Source organism: Photorhabdus aballayi, assembly GCF_026153155.1.
Classification (GTDB): Bacteria; Pseudomonadota; Gammaproteobacteria; order Enterobacterales; family Enterobacteriaceae; genus Photorhabdus; species Photorhabdus luminescens.
Map to the genome: position 1 here is coordinate 82300 of NZ_JAPFCD010000016.1, position 12237 is coordinate 94536.

At 38.0% G+C, this 12237-nt stretch carries 27 protein-coding genes and 1 pseudogene; 13 read left to right on the forward strand and 15 right to left on the reverse strand.

Going from position 1 to position 12237, the window contains the following annotated elements; translation table 11 throughout:
- Nucleotides 1–2: 2 nt before the first annotated feature.
- The 12 genes from OO184_RS10845 to OO184_RS10900 form a co-directional block, all read right to left on the reverse strand.
- Entirely contained in the window at nucleotides 3–659 is a 657-nt protein-coding gene (locus OO184_RS10845) for an AAA family ATPase (RefSeq protein WP_265379190.1), read from the reverse strand.
- A gap of 29 nt (nucleotides 660–688) precedes the next feature.
- The gene (locus OO184_RS10850; RefSeq protein WP_265379191.1) at nucleotides 689–1375 is read right to left on the reverse strand and encodes a 3'-5' exonuclease family protein; all 687 of its coding nucleotides are present in this window, start codon (nucleotides 1373–1375) and stop codon (nucleotides 689–691) included.
- Nucleotides 1376–1389: 14 nt separating this feature from the next.
- Nucleotides 1390–1560, reverse strand: a complete 171-nt coding sequence (locus OO184_RS10855; RefSeq protein ID WP_265379192.1) for a hypothetical protein — start codon at nucleotides 1558–1560, stop codon at nucleotides 1390–1392.
- Nucleotides 1561–1837: 277 nt separating this feature from the next.
- On the reverse strand, nucleotides 1838–1963 hold the full coding sequence (locus OO184_RS10860; RefSeq protein WP_265379193.1) for a hypothetical protein: 126 nt from the start codon (nucleotides 1961–1963) through the stop codon (nucleotides 1838–1840).
- Between the two features lie 41 nt (nucleotides 1964–2004).
- Nucleotides 2005–2406 carry a hypothetical protein gene (locus OO184_RS10865; RefSeq protein WP_265379194.1) on the reverse strand — a complete coding sequence of 134 codons (402 nt, stop codon included), beginning with the start codon at nucleotides 2404–2406 and terminating at the stop codon, nucleotides 2005–2007.
- A 2-nt stretch (nucleotides 2407–2408) separates the two neighbouring features.
- Complete coding sequence (locus OO184_RS10870) at nucleotides 2409–2615, reverse strand: hypothetical protein (RefSeq protein ID WP_265379195.1); 207 nt, start codon at nucleotides 2613–2615, stop codon at nucleotides 2409–2411.
- A 160-nt stretch (nucleotides 2616–2775) separates the two neighbouring features.
- The gene (locus OO184_RS10875) at nucleotides 2776–2967 is read right to left on the reverse strand and encodes a hypothetical protein (protein ID WP_265379196.1); all 192 of its coding nucleotides are present in this window, start codon (nucleotides 2965–2967) and stop codon (nucleotides 2776–2778) included.
- Nucleotides 2968–2980: 13 nt separating this feature from the next.
- A complete protein-coding gene (locus tag OO184_RS10880; protein ID WP_265379197.1) occupies nucleotides 2981–3220 on the reverse strand; it encodes a hypothetical protein in 240 nt (79 codons plus the stop codon).
- On the reverse strand, nucleotides 3217–3807 hold the full coding sequence (locus tag OO184_RS10885; protein ID WP_265379198.1) for a DUF5420 family protein: 591 nt from the start codon (nucleotides 3805–3807) through the stop codon (nucleotides 3217–3219). Before OO184_RS10885 ends, OO184_RS10880 begins: the two co-directional genes overlap by 4 nt.
- Nucleotides 3808–3878: 71 nt before the next feature.
- The gene (locus tag OO184_RS10890) at nucleotides 3879–4148 is read right to left on the reverse strand and encodes a hypothetical protein (RefSeq protein WP_265379199.1); all 270 of its coding nucleotides are present in this window, start codon (nucleotides 4146–4148) and stop codon (nucleotides 3879–3881) included.
- Nucleotides 4149–4200: 52 nt separating this feature from the next.
- Nucleotides 4201–4581, reverse strand: coding sequence for a hypothetical protein (locus OO184_RS10895; protein WP_265379200.1), 381 nt, complete (start codon nucleotides 4579–4581; stop codon nucleotides 4201–4203).
- Between the two features lie 19 nt (nucleotides 4582–4600).
- Complete coding sequence (locus OO184_RS10900; RefSeq protein ID WP_265379201.1) at nucleotides 4601–4915, reverse strand: hypothetical protein; 315 nt, start codon at nucleotides 4913–4915, stop codon at nucleotides 4601–4603.
- Nucleotides 4916–4951: 36 nt separating this feature from the next.
- On the opposite strand from OO184_RS10900, the gene OO184_RS10905 reads away from it, so the two are divergent.
- On the forward strand, nucleotides 4952–5206 hold the full coding sequence (locus OO184_RS10905) for a hypothetical protein (RefSeq protein ID WP_265379202.1): 255 nt from the start codon (nucleotides 4952–4954) through the stop codon (nucleotides 5204–5206).
- 190 nt (nucleotides 5207–5396) lie between these two features.
- Here the strand turns inward: OO184_RS10905 and OO184_RS10910 are convergent, their stop codons facing one another.
- The 3 genes from OO184_RS10910 to OO184_RS10920 all read right to left on the reverse strand — a co-directional run bounded on the left by OO184_RS10910 (nucleotide 5397) and on the right by OO184_RS10920 (nucleotide 6824).
- On the reverse strand, nucleotides 5397–5777 hold the full coding sequence (locus OO184_RS10910; protein WP_015835255.1) for a hypothetical protein: 381 nt from the start codon (nucleotides 5775–5777) through the stop codon (nucleotides 5397–5399).
- 6 nt (nucleotides 5778–5783) lie between these two features.
- Nucleotides 5784–6251, reverse strand: coding sequence for a Panacea domain-containing protein (locus OO184_RS10915; protein ID WP_265379203.1), 468 nt, complete (start codon nucleotides 6249–6251; stop codon nucleotides 5784–5786).
- Between the two features lie 165 nt (nucleotides 6252–6416).
- Nucleotides 6417–6824 (reverse strand): helix-turn-helix domain-containing protein, encoded by a 408-nt coding sequence (locus tag OO184_RS10920; protein WP_015835253.1) that lies wholly within the window; start codon nucleotides 6822–6824, stop codon nucleotides 6417–6419.
- A 105-nt stretch (nucleotides 6825–6929) separates the two neighbouring features.
- On the opposite strand from OO184_RS10920, the gene OO184_RS10925 reads away from it, so the two are divergent.
- The 12 genes and pseudogenes from OO184_RS10925 to OO184_RS10980 all read left to right on the forward strand — a co-directional run bounded on the left by OO184_RS10925 (nucleotide 6930) and on the right by OO184_RS10980 (nucleotide 12144).
- Nucleotides 6930–7139, forward strand: a complete 210-nt coding sequence (locus tag OO184_RS10925; protein ID WP_015835252.1) for a helix-turn-helix transcriptional regulator — start codon at nucleotides 6930–6932, stop codon at nucleotides 7137–7139.
- A gap of 146 nt (nucleotides 7140–7285) precedes the next feature.
- Nucleotides 7286–7627: a CII family transcriptional regulator gene (locus tag OO184_RS10930; RefSeq protein ID WP_265379204.1), complete on the forward strand. Its 342-nt coding sequence runs from the start codon at nucleotides 7286–7288 to the stop codon at nucleotides 7625–7627.
- Nucleotides 7628–7747: 120 nt separating this feature from the next.
- Nucleotides 7748–8479, forward strand: coding sequence for a helix-turn-helix domain-containing protein (locus OO184_RS10935; protein WP_265379205.1), 732 nt, complete (start codon nucleotides 7748–7750; stop codon nucleotides 8477–8479).
- Nucleotides 8476–9174, forward strand: coding sequence for a replication protein P (locus OO184_RS10940; RefSeq protein ID WP_265379206.1), 699 nt, complete (start codon nucleotides 8476–8478; stop codon nucleotides 9172–9174). The genes OO184_RS10935 and OO184_RS10940 overlap by 4 nt, the downstream gene beginning before the upstream one ends.
- Before the next feature lie 12 nt (nucleotides 9175–9186).
- Nucleotides 9187–9576 (forward strand): hypothetical protein, encoded by a 390-nt coding sequence (locus tag OO184_RS10945; RefSeq protein WP_265379207.1) that lies wholly within the window; start codon nucleotides 9187–9189, stop codon nucleotides 9574–9576.
- On the forward strand, nucleotides 9566–10009 hold the full coding sequence (locus tag OO184_RS10950) for a YbcN family protein (protein ID WP_265379208.1): 444 nt from the start codon (nucleotides 9566–9568) through the stop codon (nucleotides 10007–10009). The genes OO184_RS10945 and OO184_RS10950 overlap by 11 nt, the downstream gene beginning before the upstream one ends.
- A 38-nt stretch (nucleotides 10010–10047) precedes the next feature.
- Nucleotides 10048–10191 (forward strand): annotated as a pseudogene (locus OO184_RS10955) (ead/Ea22-like family protein); the annotation flags it as partial.
- 7 nt (nucleotides 10192–10198) lie between these two features.
- The gene (locus OO184_RS10960; RefSeq protein WP_265379220.1) at nucleotides 10199–10420 is read left to right on the forward strand and encodes a hypothetical protein; all 222 of its coding nucleotides are present in this window, start codon (nucleotides 10199–10201) and stop codon (nucleotides 10418–10420) included.
- On the forward strand, nucleotides 10380–10568 hold the full coding sequence (locus OO184_RS10965; protein WP_265379209.1) for a NinE family protein: 189 nt from the start codon (nucleotides 10380–10382) through the stop codon (nucleotides 10566–10568). Before OO184_RS10960 ends, OO184_RS10965 begins: the two co-directional genes overlap by 41 nt.
- On the forward strand, nucleotides 10540–11139 hold the full coding sequence (locus OO184_RS10970; RefSeq protein WP_265379210.1) for a recombination protein NinG: 600 nt from the start codon (nucleotides 10540–10542) through the stop codon (nucleotides 11137–11139). The genes OO184_RS10965 and OO184_RS10970 overlap by 29 nt, the downstream gene beginning before the upstream one ends.
- Nucleotides 11123–11332, forward strand: coding sequence for a hypothetical protein (locus OO184_RS10975; RefSeq protein ID WP_265379211.1), 210 nt, complete (start codon nucleotides 11123–11125; stop codon nucleotides 11330–11332). The genes OO184_RS10970 and OO184_RS10975 overlap by 17 nt, the downstream gene beginning before the upstream one ends.
- On the forward strand, nucleotides 11329–12144 hold the full coding sequence (locus tag OO184_RS10980) for an antitermination protein Q (RefSeq protein WP_265379212.1): 816 nt from the start codon (nucleotides 11329–11331) through the stop codon (nucleotides 12142–12144). Before OO184_RS10975 ends, OO184_RS10980 begins: the two co-directional genes overlap by 4 nt.
- The last annotated feature ends 93 nt before the right edge of the window (nucleotides 12145–12237 follow it).

Consider the following 12237-nt stretch of genomic DNA (forward strand, 5'->3'; position numbering starts at 1 on the left):
CCTTATTTGTTGATTTCGTAATAATGACAAATTGTTTCGTCGATAACAGCTAAATCATTTTCTATCTCATATCTATCGAACATCCCGATCGGAGATTTAACTGTATCGTAACCATTATTTCTTGTTGAGAAAAAATAATTGTCATCCTTGACAATTGTTCTTAATACTATTGTAAACATTCCTTCGATCGTTATTTTTTCATCCAGCATTTTTCCTATTGTCTTTATTTTAACTTTCCCTGTTTGCGTCTCTTCCGTATGAGACAGAAAATAAACACGTAAATCGTCTGGGGTTCCATTTATTGCTTTATCAATGATATTCCATGCATGACTACCAATTTCGGTAAATTTATCGAATGACTTTTCGTCAGAGCGGCGCATAAATTCATTTGCCATCACATATTGAAAATCATCGATAATGACAATTTTCTTTCCGTATGAATGAGCTTTTATTATTGCACCCTCGATATGATTATATTTATCTGAAATGAAAATGGAGGTTTCTGGGTTTTCCCTGTCCCACAATTTCCATGACGTGGATTTAAAAGGTAATGGCTTCCTTATTGTCTGGACCAGTAAACAATCTGTCGGATTTAGATTTCTAAGACTCGTTGACTTCCCTGTCCCTGATTCACCCAGGATTAATGTTGCGGTTCCCATAATTACCCCTAAAAAGCCACCTGGAGTGGCTATGCTGAAAATGTCATTCTTTTGTGAATAGCTCTGACTCTTTCAACATCACCAGCGCAGTATTTCGCTACTGTTGATATTTTCCCATCTCTCACAAAGTCCCAAACTTTACTGCCGTCAATATCCTCGCCGGTCTCAGAGCCTTTTTGTGGTAAATGAAGTACCTGGCATAACTTATCAAGAGATACTCTATTGCCGTGCCCGGCCCATGCTGTCATTGTATCGAAGATAGACTTATCCCATGTGCGAGCCCCGAATGGAATAAATCGGGGCGGCTTAATGCTAAGCACAACTGCACGCTGAAACATGAATCTCAAATCAAATCCCGCTATATTGTGACCAATAAAAATGGGAGGTATCTGACGTGACGGGTCGTAATTGCTTTCGAGATAATGAAACAAGTCCGATATAATTTCAGGTTCTGAGTTTTTCCAGTCTTCATCAAAAAACGTCACAGTGGGTTCATCATTAATTGCTACACTGACACAGCACACTTGACCAAGCCCACCATCAAAACTAGTTTTTCTCCAGTCCTCCTCTGCGACTTTCTCTCTATTTTCAGCAAGCCAATCATCAATACTTTCTTGCTTTTTAAAGTTACCCGGTGCTTTCACATTATCGAGAAAAGATTTTTTTACTGATTCGCTCTGAGACGGGATTGTTTCAATATCAATATAAATATTCATTTTGTTTCCTGTAATTAAGTAAAGTCGCCGTTAAATTCAATTAAACTAATCGGCATATTCCCATTCATTCCGTAGATAGAGCGCTTATATTCAATTTCCTTGTGCTCGATAATTTCTTTGTCTGAATAGCCGATTTTATTATAGAATTCCGTTTCTTTATTACCCTGATGTTGATGAGTATTCATTTTATAAAGCCTCGATTTTACAACCCCTACTTTCGAAATATTCCTTTATTTCATTGAAAGAAGAAGTCGTTGAGTTAAACACTTCCTCTGTCTGTCCCTGTATAATGACACCCCTATTTGAGTCATTTTCATCTATTTCAATTATATTTCCATCTTTAGTTGAGATAGTTCTAAAAGAACCGCAATGGATTTTAAGCATAATCACCTCATAAATATTAAAATCAATGTTGCGAAGAGAATTAAACAAGCGGGATATAACATAGCGAAGAGCCACTCTTTAATCGTATTCATAGCTTAATCTCAGATATTGCATTGCTATAACCCAGTCAATTTGGCTTTCTATTTTGAAAGCGATTCTTGCTTTAGATTGAGCTAAATTGAAAAGTTGTTTGTTGATTTTCATAATATACCCCTGAGCCCTCCGCTGGCTTTTACTCCATATTATTAAAACTCACCCCTGTTTATTTTAATTAGTGCCTCCACATGCTGTTTAGCGGCTTCTTCCGTTAAATGAATACATCTGTTATTAAGATATAAAACATCAATATTATCTCCGAACCAAATGAGCGGACCGCGTTCATATGACATTGAGTCAATTATAGAATAATATTTATCTCCGTTATTTAACTCATAATCAACAGGCTTCGGAAAACTGACTTTGCCGACTGTTATCATTTCAGGCTTACGGCGATATTTAAAATCAGGATTCCAGTTTGGGTGATGAAAAATATCTTCCCATAACTCATTGGCATCATCATACATTTCCCAAAGCAGCCAAGGTTTATCTGTTTTAAAAGCATCTTGTGCATATTGCAACATTAATTCAGCGTGCACGTGTTTAGTCATAATTATTTACCTTCTATTTCTATGTTAATGTAATGATCTGGCAAATCGAATCCGAAATCATATAGAATATCTTCAAAAAAGTGATGAAGAGCTATCATGTCATTTCCATAGGTTTTCTGATGCGTATCAAAAGTAAATTCTCTTCTGCCGCTTAAATATTCAATAACTTTATTGTACTCGTCTTGTGATAATCTTATTTCAGTTTTCATAGTTTACTCACAAAATATGTCTGAATACTAATTCAGTGGATTTCACAAGTGCCAATCCGTAAACAGCTCCCATGAATGCGCTTTTCAAAAGATATTTGGCAATATATGAACGAGTAAGTTCCTGACGACATGATTCACATTTTTTATTTTCTGACATTGTTTAATCCTCGATTTGATAGTTATCAGTTTCAATCCAAAATTCAACCCAGTGCCGAGCGCTTCCTATTCCCCATAAATTCATGGATGCGTTTTTATTTGCATGTGCGGCAATAGATTCAGATTCTGCAAAAGAGATATGCACGTTATTATCAGCGAACATATCTTGAACTTCTTTTGAAGTGATTGCGTTCATGCTTAACCTCTATTTAATTAACAGACAACCATTGACGCGCGTTATTTCTATTTCTCCATGCAAGGGAGACATACATTTTTCGCATTTCAGAACCGCGGCGATAGATTTTAGCTTGAGATAAATAGCGAATTTGTTCAGCTTTACACTCAGTTGCAAATTTTATTTTTGTGCTCATTTTTAATCCTCTATATTTATAAATAGCATCCTTGCTGATGATTCCCTGTTGTTTTCCCTGTGTGGCGAAATTAATCATTCGCTTAAATCATAAAAAGTACCGTAAGTTATCTCTTCAAAACATTCAGGGATTTTTGGCCTTTTATCCCAATCCTCTTTCTCTGCTATAGGAATGGCGAATAAAATAATGCTCTTATCTTTTGATGCTTTTCCTACTAATGTTGAAATTACTGGAACTCCACGTTGATTTGATTTCGGAGTTCCTAATGTTGTGCAACTAATATTGAATTTTTCAATAAGAAAATCTTTATAAGCGGGTAAGTTCTTTAACTTCCTGTTTGTTTCTTCTGTTAAATCAGCAATCTTTTTATTAAATTCTTTCCCTGCTTTTGAATTGCTTTTTGCACTAACTACTTTTAATTCATCGTTTTTCACGATAATTTTTACAGCAAAATCAAATTCTTTCTCTATTGGAAAAGCAAATCTATCTATTAACGTTCCATTTGCACCAATCCCATGTTGAAATGTTGCCCCCTTTGCACCTACGCTATCTTTTGCAGCTTTAAAAACTTCTGCGCGTTTCTCATTGATAATTTGAAATTCATCGTCAATTTGTTTAACGATATCACCAGTTAGACGATAGTATTTAAAATCTCTTTCGCTCATACATCCTCCTATAATTAACTCACCACAGCCCACTATAAATGAGCTGTAATTAGTTAATTGGCAATATTATGTCACGGTCTAACGCATCCTGCGGCAATATACTGTTCATCTGGAGTTAACTCATCCCTGTTTTTGATAACAAACTGCTTTCCTACGAAGTCAGTTATTCTTTCATCTCCCCAATATGATAAAATTAACTTTTCACAAAACATGCCGCTATCAAGTGCATCTTGAGCCTTTGCATAATATGAATAACAGCCCGCTAATGAGTTATTTGTTCGAGAAACTTGGTCCGCTGCGCGATACTTAATAATGACTCGTTTTGATTTGACTATTTCCACATTCACACTCTCATATTAATTAGCCAGATAATTAATTTTCGATCCTATATTATTAGTAATTACACAAATCTATCATTTTATCAATCTTAGCTTTAATTTTCGGCTGATTTATTATTTGGTTCAATTCGATAATCATATCTTTGAAATCATTTTCATCATGAAGGATTTTATTCAAAGTTTTACATTCTATTTCGTCTAATACTATTTGTCTGAGCATGACCATATCATTACGAAAATGAGTGATATTTAAAGACTTTACGTTTTCGTAATTTGTCATTTTAAATAAAGCAGGAGATTTAACACCTTCATTTGTTAAAGGATAAAAATAAACTTCTTGTGACCATCCATTGGTTTGTTGAAATTCACCGGGTAAAATGAATATTTTGATACCTAATGTTTTAGCAAACTCGATCATATCTTGTGTTATATTCATTTTATTCACATCCTCATATTTATCTGACTGAATAGAGCCAGGTGTTATGTAAGCAGCGACTGCCTGTATTCTCCGGCTTGTCATTACCTTTTAATGCAACAATTAAACCCGCTAACGCATTGTCTGTGTCATTCTGATTATGTTTCAAAGTTAATATCTTTCGCGGCTCTGGTTTTAATCCGAAAATCTCATCAACAATATCTTCAACTGAACATTTTGACTTTTCGCGAGCTTCGATTTCATCAAGACGCATTTTTCTGATATGACATTGTTCACGATATTTCATTTGTCTGCGTAATCTGCAACGTTCACGCGACGGAGTACGCTTTGTCATATAAATACCTCCGGTAAAAGTGGTTTTGGTGGTGTGGTGCAGCATGCCAATCTCGCCGCTATCTCTCACCGCACCCCAGAACCACTTCGTGAGGTTTGTACACCTGAATCGGCATACTGGCATTCTCATATTGTTAAAGAGCGGAACTTTCCTGTTAGTTACTGCTTCCCGTTATTACTGGTACTGCGTTGTCTCTTAGCACTTGCGAATCATCTACCTCTTCATGCGCCGGTAGCAGCTACTTCGTGGGCTTTCCTTGCCTGTTCGCTTGTCTGTGTGCCTTTGATGTGAATTATAATCACATATTGTGTTTTATTGGTCAACACGAAATGTGATTTATTTTGTCGAATAAATATCATGTATTTGATTTTTATATTAATTTATTTTGAAAAAATTTTAGGAAGGAGGACTTGGCTTGAGTTTGGGGTGATTTGGGGGGGGGGAGACAAAAAAGCCACCGGAGATGGTGGCTTACTTAAATTTAATCTTTGTTAGATTTTTGGGATGGGAATAATCCTCGAATGACACCCAAAAACGCTGCAAAAATATTCAATGTTACGGCTGATGTTATCGCGATCATAACGTTATCAGGGAAAAGCTCAAAGCCAAAAATCTTAGAGAATCCATAACAAAATAGGAGGATAGACCACCCATAAAGAGTTTTCCTGACAACCTTGTAGGCTTTATCACCAAATTTCTCTCTTAAAGCTCTGTCTGCTTTCCTATCCTCGATTTCTTGCAAAATAAGGGCGGGGTGCTTTTCAGATGAATTTGGTCGGGTGTCAGTTAACGGGCCTTCATCAGGTATCACATCAATAGGTTCTGACAAAGCTATATCGTCAAGAGACACTTTCTTGTCCATAATTCTTTACTTAATGCATCTTTTTAAGAGTTCATTGTTTATTACAGCGCTATCTTCAGTTGTTTCAGACCAAGCGGTTCCGGGCAAATGAGTAAGATAAGAGAGCTGAGTACCTCTTAGCGGTCCGTAGACGTTTATTATTTTATCTATAAGAACATCGGTTCTTGTATCTTCTTTGGGAATAGTTGGTGTGACAATGGCGAACCCCTCTTCAGTATTTAACAGTGTGCTAATTGTACGGCAAATTGGGTTAGCTCCGTATCTCTTTACTTCATGATAAAGGGAAGGGATAACAGGGCCATATTGCCATTTGGCAAAGAAATCATCCACTAGTGGATCATTGTGTATTTTCAAATGCCATGATTGGGCATAGAACATCAATTTCTGTAGTTTCATCGGTGTCAAATCTGGGATTTGACCTTGAATCGCCTTATTAATGAAGGCGTTAGCAACAGCGATAGTTGGATATGCCATTTAGCCTCCTATTGTTAATTTAGTTAATTGATAATATACTGTTTTTATATACAGCATTGTTGTATACATTAATGATAATAACAAACACTAAAAATAAGTCTAGTTATATAATTCCATTAAATTCATTAAGATATGATTCTATATACGGCAATAGCCGAATATTACTTATGCTTTCTTTTTGCTTTTCTTCTGTGATAGTTCTTCTAGTAATTGATTGTAATACCGTTTTTTTTCTTCAAGAGTTTTTAAAAGTTCGTCAGCTTCGCTGTCTGGTAGTTCATTAAAAAGCTCTAATAAGATTTTTTCCCTGTTTGATAGCTCCTGACATGTCTCACTAGTTTCATTTTCTTGTGAAGATTCTGCATCACCAAACATCAATTCGGCGGGAGAAACACCAAGGGCTTTAGATAAGATGACAGCATCGTCAGTACTGACATTTCTAATACCAGATTCATAGTTTCCTATTCTTGATTGAGAAGCCCAACCGCATAGCTCCGCGAGTGCAGCTTGGCTCATTTTTTGTTGGTTTCTGAGGCGCTTAATTCTTGCGCCGATACTTTCATTAGTTTTCATGAACTCTTATTTAACACACTGCGTGTTTTTTATCTTTCACAATTTGTGTTTACAATGAATCACAAATTGTGTTTAATGATGATGATTTAGATACAGGGAGTAACTATGAACAAGATCTCAAATGCCAGAAAAGTGATCGGCATTACCCAATCTGAGTTAGCAAAAATGCTTGGGTGGTCACAGTCACGTATTGGTAATTATGAATCTGGAATTAGAACCCCAGATTTGCATTCATGCCGAGAAATCGTGTTAGCACTGAATTCTCTGGGAGGGATGTATTGTCTTGATGACATCTTTCCACCAAAAGCGGCATAACAATTAAAACCGAGCGAGCTATATCAGCTCGCATGCTCTTTAACAATCCGCCATCTATGCCGATCCAGGTGTAGATCTTCCCCGATAGTATGGGGAGCGGCCTTATTTCAAGGCTATTAACTTATTTTATTTAAGGAATTTAACATATGGATACTGCAACGGAACGCAAGTTTCGCAAAATGGAAAGCAAGTTAATTAAAAAACTGGTGCTGAAAGGTGCACGCAATGTCGCTGAAATTATCGGGTTTCATGAGTCTCAAATTGCGAGATGGCAACGGCCACAACGGATCGACGACATCAGTTTTATTGAGAAGATGGCCCGGTTCTTAGTTGCAATTGAATTCGAGACCCCGGAACAAGAAGTTGTTATGACGGGTGAAGATGCTAAGGCGCTATTAGCTGCTTTGGAGCTTATCAGATACCCGAAAAGAAAAGCCTCATTACCTGCCACGGATGAGGCTTCTAATCAAATCGAAATATCAATATGAATCAAGAGGGGAGCTCTCATTTCCCCTATATACCACTAATAGCGAGGTAATTATGAACGGGAAGCCAGTTATTTTCAATGCTGAAATTTAGGCTTAAGACAATAGAGACGGGGTTAAACAATGAGTATGAACTTAATGGCTCATGTAATGAGCGTCAAAGTGGGCAACCCGCTCCGCAAATTGATATTACTGAAACTGGCAGATAATGCGAATGATCAGGGTGAGTGCTGGCCATCAGTCCCTTACATTGCTGAACAATGTGAAATGTCAGAACGTTCGGTACAGAATCACATTAAGCAGCTAGTCAAAGATGGCTTTCTTTGGATTGAGGAAAGAAAGTCAGAAAACGGGTTAAACAAGTCAAATGTATATCATTTAACACTGAGTAACGGTGTAAAAAATAGGGGTGCAAATGCTGCACCCTATGGTGAATTTCCTGCACCAGGTGGTGCAAATGCTGCACCGGTTAGTGGTGCAGGAGCTGCACCCAGAACCAGTCACTCTTTAGAACCAGTCAAAGAACCTATTACCCCTATAGTCCCCAAAAATAAAAAATTGAAATCTTTTGATGCTAATCAGGTAGAGATACCTGAGTGGCTAGATCCGTCTGTTTGGCATGAATGGGTTTCGTACAGACAGCAAATAGGCAAGTCGATCAAGACCATACTTACAGTTAGCAAAGCTTTCAACATCCTGAGGGAATGTTTTGATGAGGGGCATAACCCCGCTGATGTAATTAACACAAGCATAGCAAACGGATATCAGGGGCTGTTTAAGCCCAAATATCCACCGCGAGCTAAGCAGGGTCTGGATTTCAATAATACAGATTGGATAGATGGGCTAACGATATGAGAAATCTTGCTACTGTGGTACAGAATCGGGATAGCGGGGCTTTGCAGGTTATGGCCGGATCTCAAAAACCACAACAGGGAACACAAGTTACAAAGCAGGCCGCAGAAATTTTCAATGAGTTATTCCGCCAGTTAAAAGGCGCTTTTCCGGCTTTGATGGCGAATATCAAAACACAGGAAGATTTTAATGAACTGCGCCGGCAATGGGTTCTCGCTTTCGCTGAGAATGGCATCAAAACCATTGAACAAGTCAATGCTGGAATGAAAATTGCCAGGCAACAAGATACGCCATTTTTGCCATCCCCCGGCCAATTTGTATTCTGGTGCAAGCAAGGCGGTATCAAAAGTGTTGGTTTGCCTGATGAGTCAGAACTGTACGACATGATCATGGACTACAGCGCAAAGCGTGGATTATACAGTTCAGCAGAGAATTTTCCGTGGGTGTCAAATGCCTGTTACTGGATGGTCACTAAACTGTATTCACAGATGCGCGGTTTGAATCTCACAGAATCAGAGTTACGGAAACGCTGCGGCAATGAATTAATTTCTATGTCGCGTCGAATAGAATCAGGCGAGCAGATACCGGCACCAGTTAAACAGATCCCTAAATTGCATATACCGACAAGCAAGGAACGGGCGTTAAATCATCTCGCCGAAATCAAAAGAAAATTCAATTTAAATTCACACAATCACTAAGGCGGGTGAAGGATGGAAAATACAGATAACATCATAGCTATTAAATTTTGCGATGATAGCAAACCCAGTATTAACACTACAGTCACCCCCAAAACTTCCGAACAATTCCGATGTAAACATTCTGCAATAACAGTTAACGAACAGTATCGAGTTCTCACTTGCAATCGGTGCGGCTGTAATATCGATGCATTTGATTTTGTTCTGCGATGTGCTTACGACGGTGAGCGTGTTGTACGCGAGATTGATGAGCTATTAAAACAGCGGGATACACTCAGATCATCTTGTGACAAATTGGCGCAGGAAGAGAAAAACGCAAAAGCTAGATTGAGGAATGCAAAAAGCCAAGTATTGTTTCTTGAGAACGATATTAAAAAAGCCAAAGGGGGTTTAGATGGAAGCTGATTTTTGTTTTCACGAATCAAATAAATCGCAAGCGTGGGAAATATTGAAAGAGACACTTCAAACGAAACAGCCACATCGTATTATTATTAAGCCGTGGAAAGATATTCGCTCAATTTCGCAGAATTCTACATTTCATATGTGGTGCGGTGAAATAAGTCGTTATTTGAATTTACATAATTCTAAATTAACGCCGGAGGAAGTTAAAGAAGCATTGAAGCATACGTTTTTGGGTTATGAAGCAATAGATATTATTGACTTGAATACTCAATCGCCGGAACGAGTAAGAATACTCAGAAAGACTTCGAAATTAGATACAGGTGAAATGTTCTATTTCATGACGCAAGTAGAGAAATGGGCGCTAGATATTGGGTGTTTAGTGACTATTCCAAATAATTCACAATATATGAATTTAAAACAGGAGCAAGATAAATAATGAAAAGTAAATTTGAAAACATCGAAATTAATTTATGCGAAATAGCGGAATTAGTCGAGATAGCAAAAGCAGCGGAAAAGCTGGTTCGTTGTAAGGGTCGATATCACTCAGAACAGAATTACAAGGCTCTGGCGGCATTGTTTGGTGTGACTGTACCAGACTTACCGCCACTTGCGGGGGAGCAAACAGATGAATGACTGGATACTCTATTTCTATGCATTTATCGGCATCGTAGCAACATTTGTTTGTGGTCTTGTGTGGCTCGCATGTGCTGCGAGAATACTTTGTATTTATGCACTATGGCAACTTAAGCGGGGTAAAAGGGCGCTGAATGCTATCAGGAAAATAAAGAAAGATATGGTGAAATTAAATGAGTCAACAAACATCACAGACTCAACGAGTCATCAATAATCTAATCTATAAAGTCCCGTCTAATAAATCAAAGCCAATCCAGACTGAATCAGAAGTTAAGACGTTTGATTACGTTTATAAACTATTGCGTGCACGATGGGATCGGAGGAGAAATAGAAATGAAAAAACCAGCAAGGCGGAAATGTAAAATATGCCGCGAGTGGTTTATACCAAAATATCAAAATATATGGTGGTGTAACCCCGAACACGGTACAGAATTAGCAATTAAAAAAAGAAACAGGGACAGAGAAAAAGCAGAACAAGCGCTTAAAAAGAAACAACAACAAGAATTAACAGAACAGAAAGATAAACTCAAAGCCCGTAAACTCGCAGTCAAACCACTTCTATATTTCAGGAATCAAGCGCAACAGGCATTTAATGCATTTATCAGAGAAAGAGATAAAGACCTGCCGTGTATTAGCTGTGGGAGATTTCATAAGGGACAATATCATGCTGGACATTATCGAACAACTAAAGCTCATCCAGAATTAAGATTTGATGAAGACAATTGTCACAAACAATGCTCTGCATGTAATAACTATTTATCAGGAAATATAATTAACTATAAACCTCGGCTGATTGAGAAAATCGGGCAAGAAAGGTTTGATGCTCTAATGATGCCAAAGTCGCTAATGAAATGGCGGCGTGAAGATTACGAGCGTATTTGTGATGAATATCGTGCAAAACTCAGGAGATTAAGCAATGACAATCTTCACTGACATTAAAGCAGCTATAGAAGAAGCGAGATTCTTACGACAAGAAACAAAGCATCATCATGTTGTCACTCAAAAACGGAATGGAACTCTCACAGTCAGACAAGAAGTCGGAATAAATAAAGAGAGTCGTCTACGTAAAGCTTATAGCACTCGTTACGATTGTCGTATTGCAACAGTATTGCCGGGGGTAAAATGAATCTTGAATCATTACCGAAGTATTTCTCACCCAAGGGGATCATGTTTAGTGACTCTCCAGCCGCAACTGCTACTGACTCATTCTCAATTACTGATGTTATGGCCTCGCTTGGTTTGGCGACCTCTAAAGCGAGACTGGGTATTGAGCTGTTTTTGGCGAAACAAGGGATCAATAGTCCAGATGAAGCGGTGGAGAGTCTCTATCAGTATGCGCTGACGCAAGTTCATAAGCACAGTGCAATTGAAAGGCTCAATGATGATGTTAGACAAAAGGTTCTGCAAATACTCGCAAATTATGCATTTCAGGATTATGCGAGGAGTGCAGCTAGTAAGAAGGCGTGTTCAGATTGTGATAGGGGATTTATCACAGTCCGCAAATTCACAACAAAGTACGGAAGTAGCGAGGGAGCATTGATTAAGTCACTGGGGCTCAAACCTACGAGATTTATTACGTCGATTCGGGAGGTTGAGGAAACCTGTCGTGTGCTTTGTAAGACTTGCAAGGGTAAGGCCACGGTCAGTCATTCTTGCCGTTGCAATGGGAGGGGGAAAGTTCTGGATGAGAAGCAAACCAAGTTGCAACACGTTCCTGTCTATAAAGTCTGCCCCAAATGTTCAGGACGTGGATATTCAAGACTGAAATTTACAGAAGTCTTTGAAGCAATAAAACCATTAACTGGTGTATCTAAAACAACTTGCTATGACAAATATCAACCATTGTTTGAGCAGTTAGTAAGTGAATGCTTTAAAGAAGAGGAACAAGCTGATTACGTTTTATCAAAATTAACAAAAATAGAATTTATTTCTTTTTAATTGTTATTTTGTGGAAAATATACATTGACGATTTCGGAAAAATAGCCTATCGTTATCCCAACGATGGGTTATTGCACTTCGTTGAAAGCAAAA

Coding starts and splice junctions, on each gene's coding strand:
- OO184_RS10845 (WP_265379190.1), bottom strand. CDS start 659: ATGGGAACCGCAACATTAATCCTGGGTGAATCAGGGACAGGGAAGTCA.
- OO184_RS10850 (WP_265379191.1), bottom strand. CDS start 1,375: ATGAATATTTATATTGATATTGAAACAATCCCGTCTCAGAGCGAATCA.
- OO184_RS10855 (WP_265379192.1), bottom strand. CDS start 1,560: ATGAATACTCATCAACATCAGGGTAATAAAGAAACGGAATTCTATAAT.
- OO184_RS10860 (WP_265379193.1), bottom strand. CDS start 1,963: ATGAAAATCAACAAACAACTTTTCAATTTAGCTCAATCTAAAGCAAGA.
- OO184_RS10865 (WP_265379194.1), bottom strand. CDS start 2,406: ATGACTAAACACGTGCACGCTGAATTAATGTTGCAATATGCACAAGAT.
- OO184_RS10870 (WP_265379195.1), bottom strand. CDS start 2,615: ATGAAAACTGAAATAAGATTATCACAAGACGAGTACAATAAAGTTATT.
- OO184_RS10875 (WP_265379196.1), bottom strand. CDS start 2,967: ATGAACGCAATCACTTCAAAAGAAGTTCAAGATATGTTCGCTGATAAT.
- OO184_RS10880 (WP_265379197.1), bottom strand. CDS start 3,220: ATGATTAATTTCGCCACACAGGGAAAACAACAGGGAATCATCAGCAAG.
- OO184_RS10885 (WP_265379198.1), bottom strand. CDS start 3,807: ATGAGCGAAAGAGATTTTAAATACTATCGTCTAACTGGTGATATCGTT.
- OO184_RS10895 (WP_265379200.1), bottom strand. CDS start 4,581: ATGAATATAACACAAGATATGATCGAGTTTGCTAAAACATTAGGTATC.
- OO184_RS10900 (WP_265379201.1), bottom strand. CDS start 4,915: ATGACAAAGCGTACTCCGTCGCGTGAACGTTGCAGATTACGCAGACAA.
- OO184_RS10910 (WP_015835255.1), bottom strand. CDS start 5,777: ATGGACAAGAAAGTGTCTCTTGACGATATAGCTTTGTCAGAACCTATT.
- OO184_RS10915 (WP_265379203.1), bottom strand. CDS start 6,251: ATGGCATATCCAACTATCGCTGTTGCTAACGCCTTCATTAATAAGGCG.
- OO184_RS10920 (WP_015835253.1), bottom strand. CDS start 6,824: ATGAAAACTAATGAAAGTATCGGCGCAAGAATTAAGCGCCTCAGAAAC.
- OO184_RS10925 (WP_015835252.1), top strand. CDS start 6,930: ATGAACAAGATCTCAAATGCCAGAAAAGTGATCGGCATTACCCAATCT.
- OO184_RS10930 (WP_265379204.1), top strand. CDS start 7,286: ATGGATACTGCAACGGAACGCAAGTTTCGCAAAATGGAAAGCAAGTTA.
- OO184_RS10935 (WP_265379205.1), top strand. CDS start 7,748: ATGAGTATGAACTTAATGGCTCATGTAATGAGCGTCAAAGTGGGCAAC.
- OO184_RS10940 (WP_265379206.1), top strand. CDS start 8,476: ATGAGAAATCTTGCTACTGTGGTACAGAATCGGGATAGCGGGGCTTTG.
- OO184_RS10945 (WP_265379207.1), top strand. CDS start 9,187: ATGGAAAATACAGATAACATCATAGCTATTAAATTTTGCGATGATAGC.
- OO184_RS10950 (WP_265379208.1), top strand. CDS start 9,566: ATGGAAGCTGATTTTTGTTTTCACGAATCAAATAAATCGCAAGCGTGG.
- OO184_RS10960 (WP_265379220.1), top strand. CDS start 10,199: ATGAATGACTGGATACTCTATTTCTATGCATTTATCGGCATCGTAGCA.
- OO184_RS10965 (WP_265379209.1), top strand. CDS start 10,380: ATGAGTCAACAAACATCACAGACTCAACGAGTCATCAATAATCTAATC.
- OO184_RS10970 (WP_265379210.1), top strand. CDS start 10,540: ATGAAAAAACCAGCAAGGCGGAAATGTAAAATATGCCGCGAGTGGTTT.
- OO184_RS10975 (WP_265379211.1), top strand. CDS start 11,123: ATGACAATCTTCACTGACATTAAAGCAGCTATAGAAGAAGCGAGATTC.
- OO184_RS10980 (WP_265379212.1), top strand. CDS start 11,329: ATGAATCTTGAATCATTACCGAAGTATTTCTCACCCAAGGGGATCATG.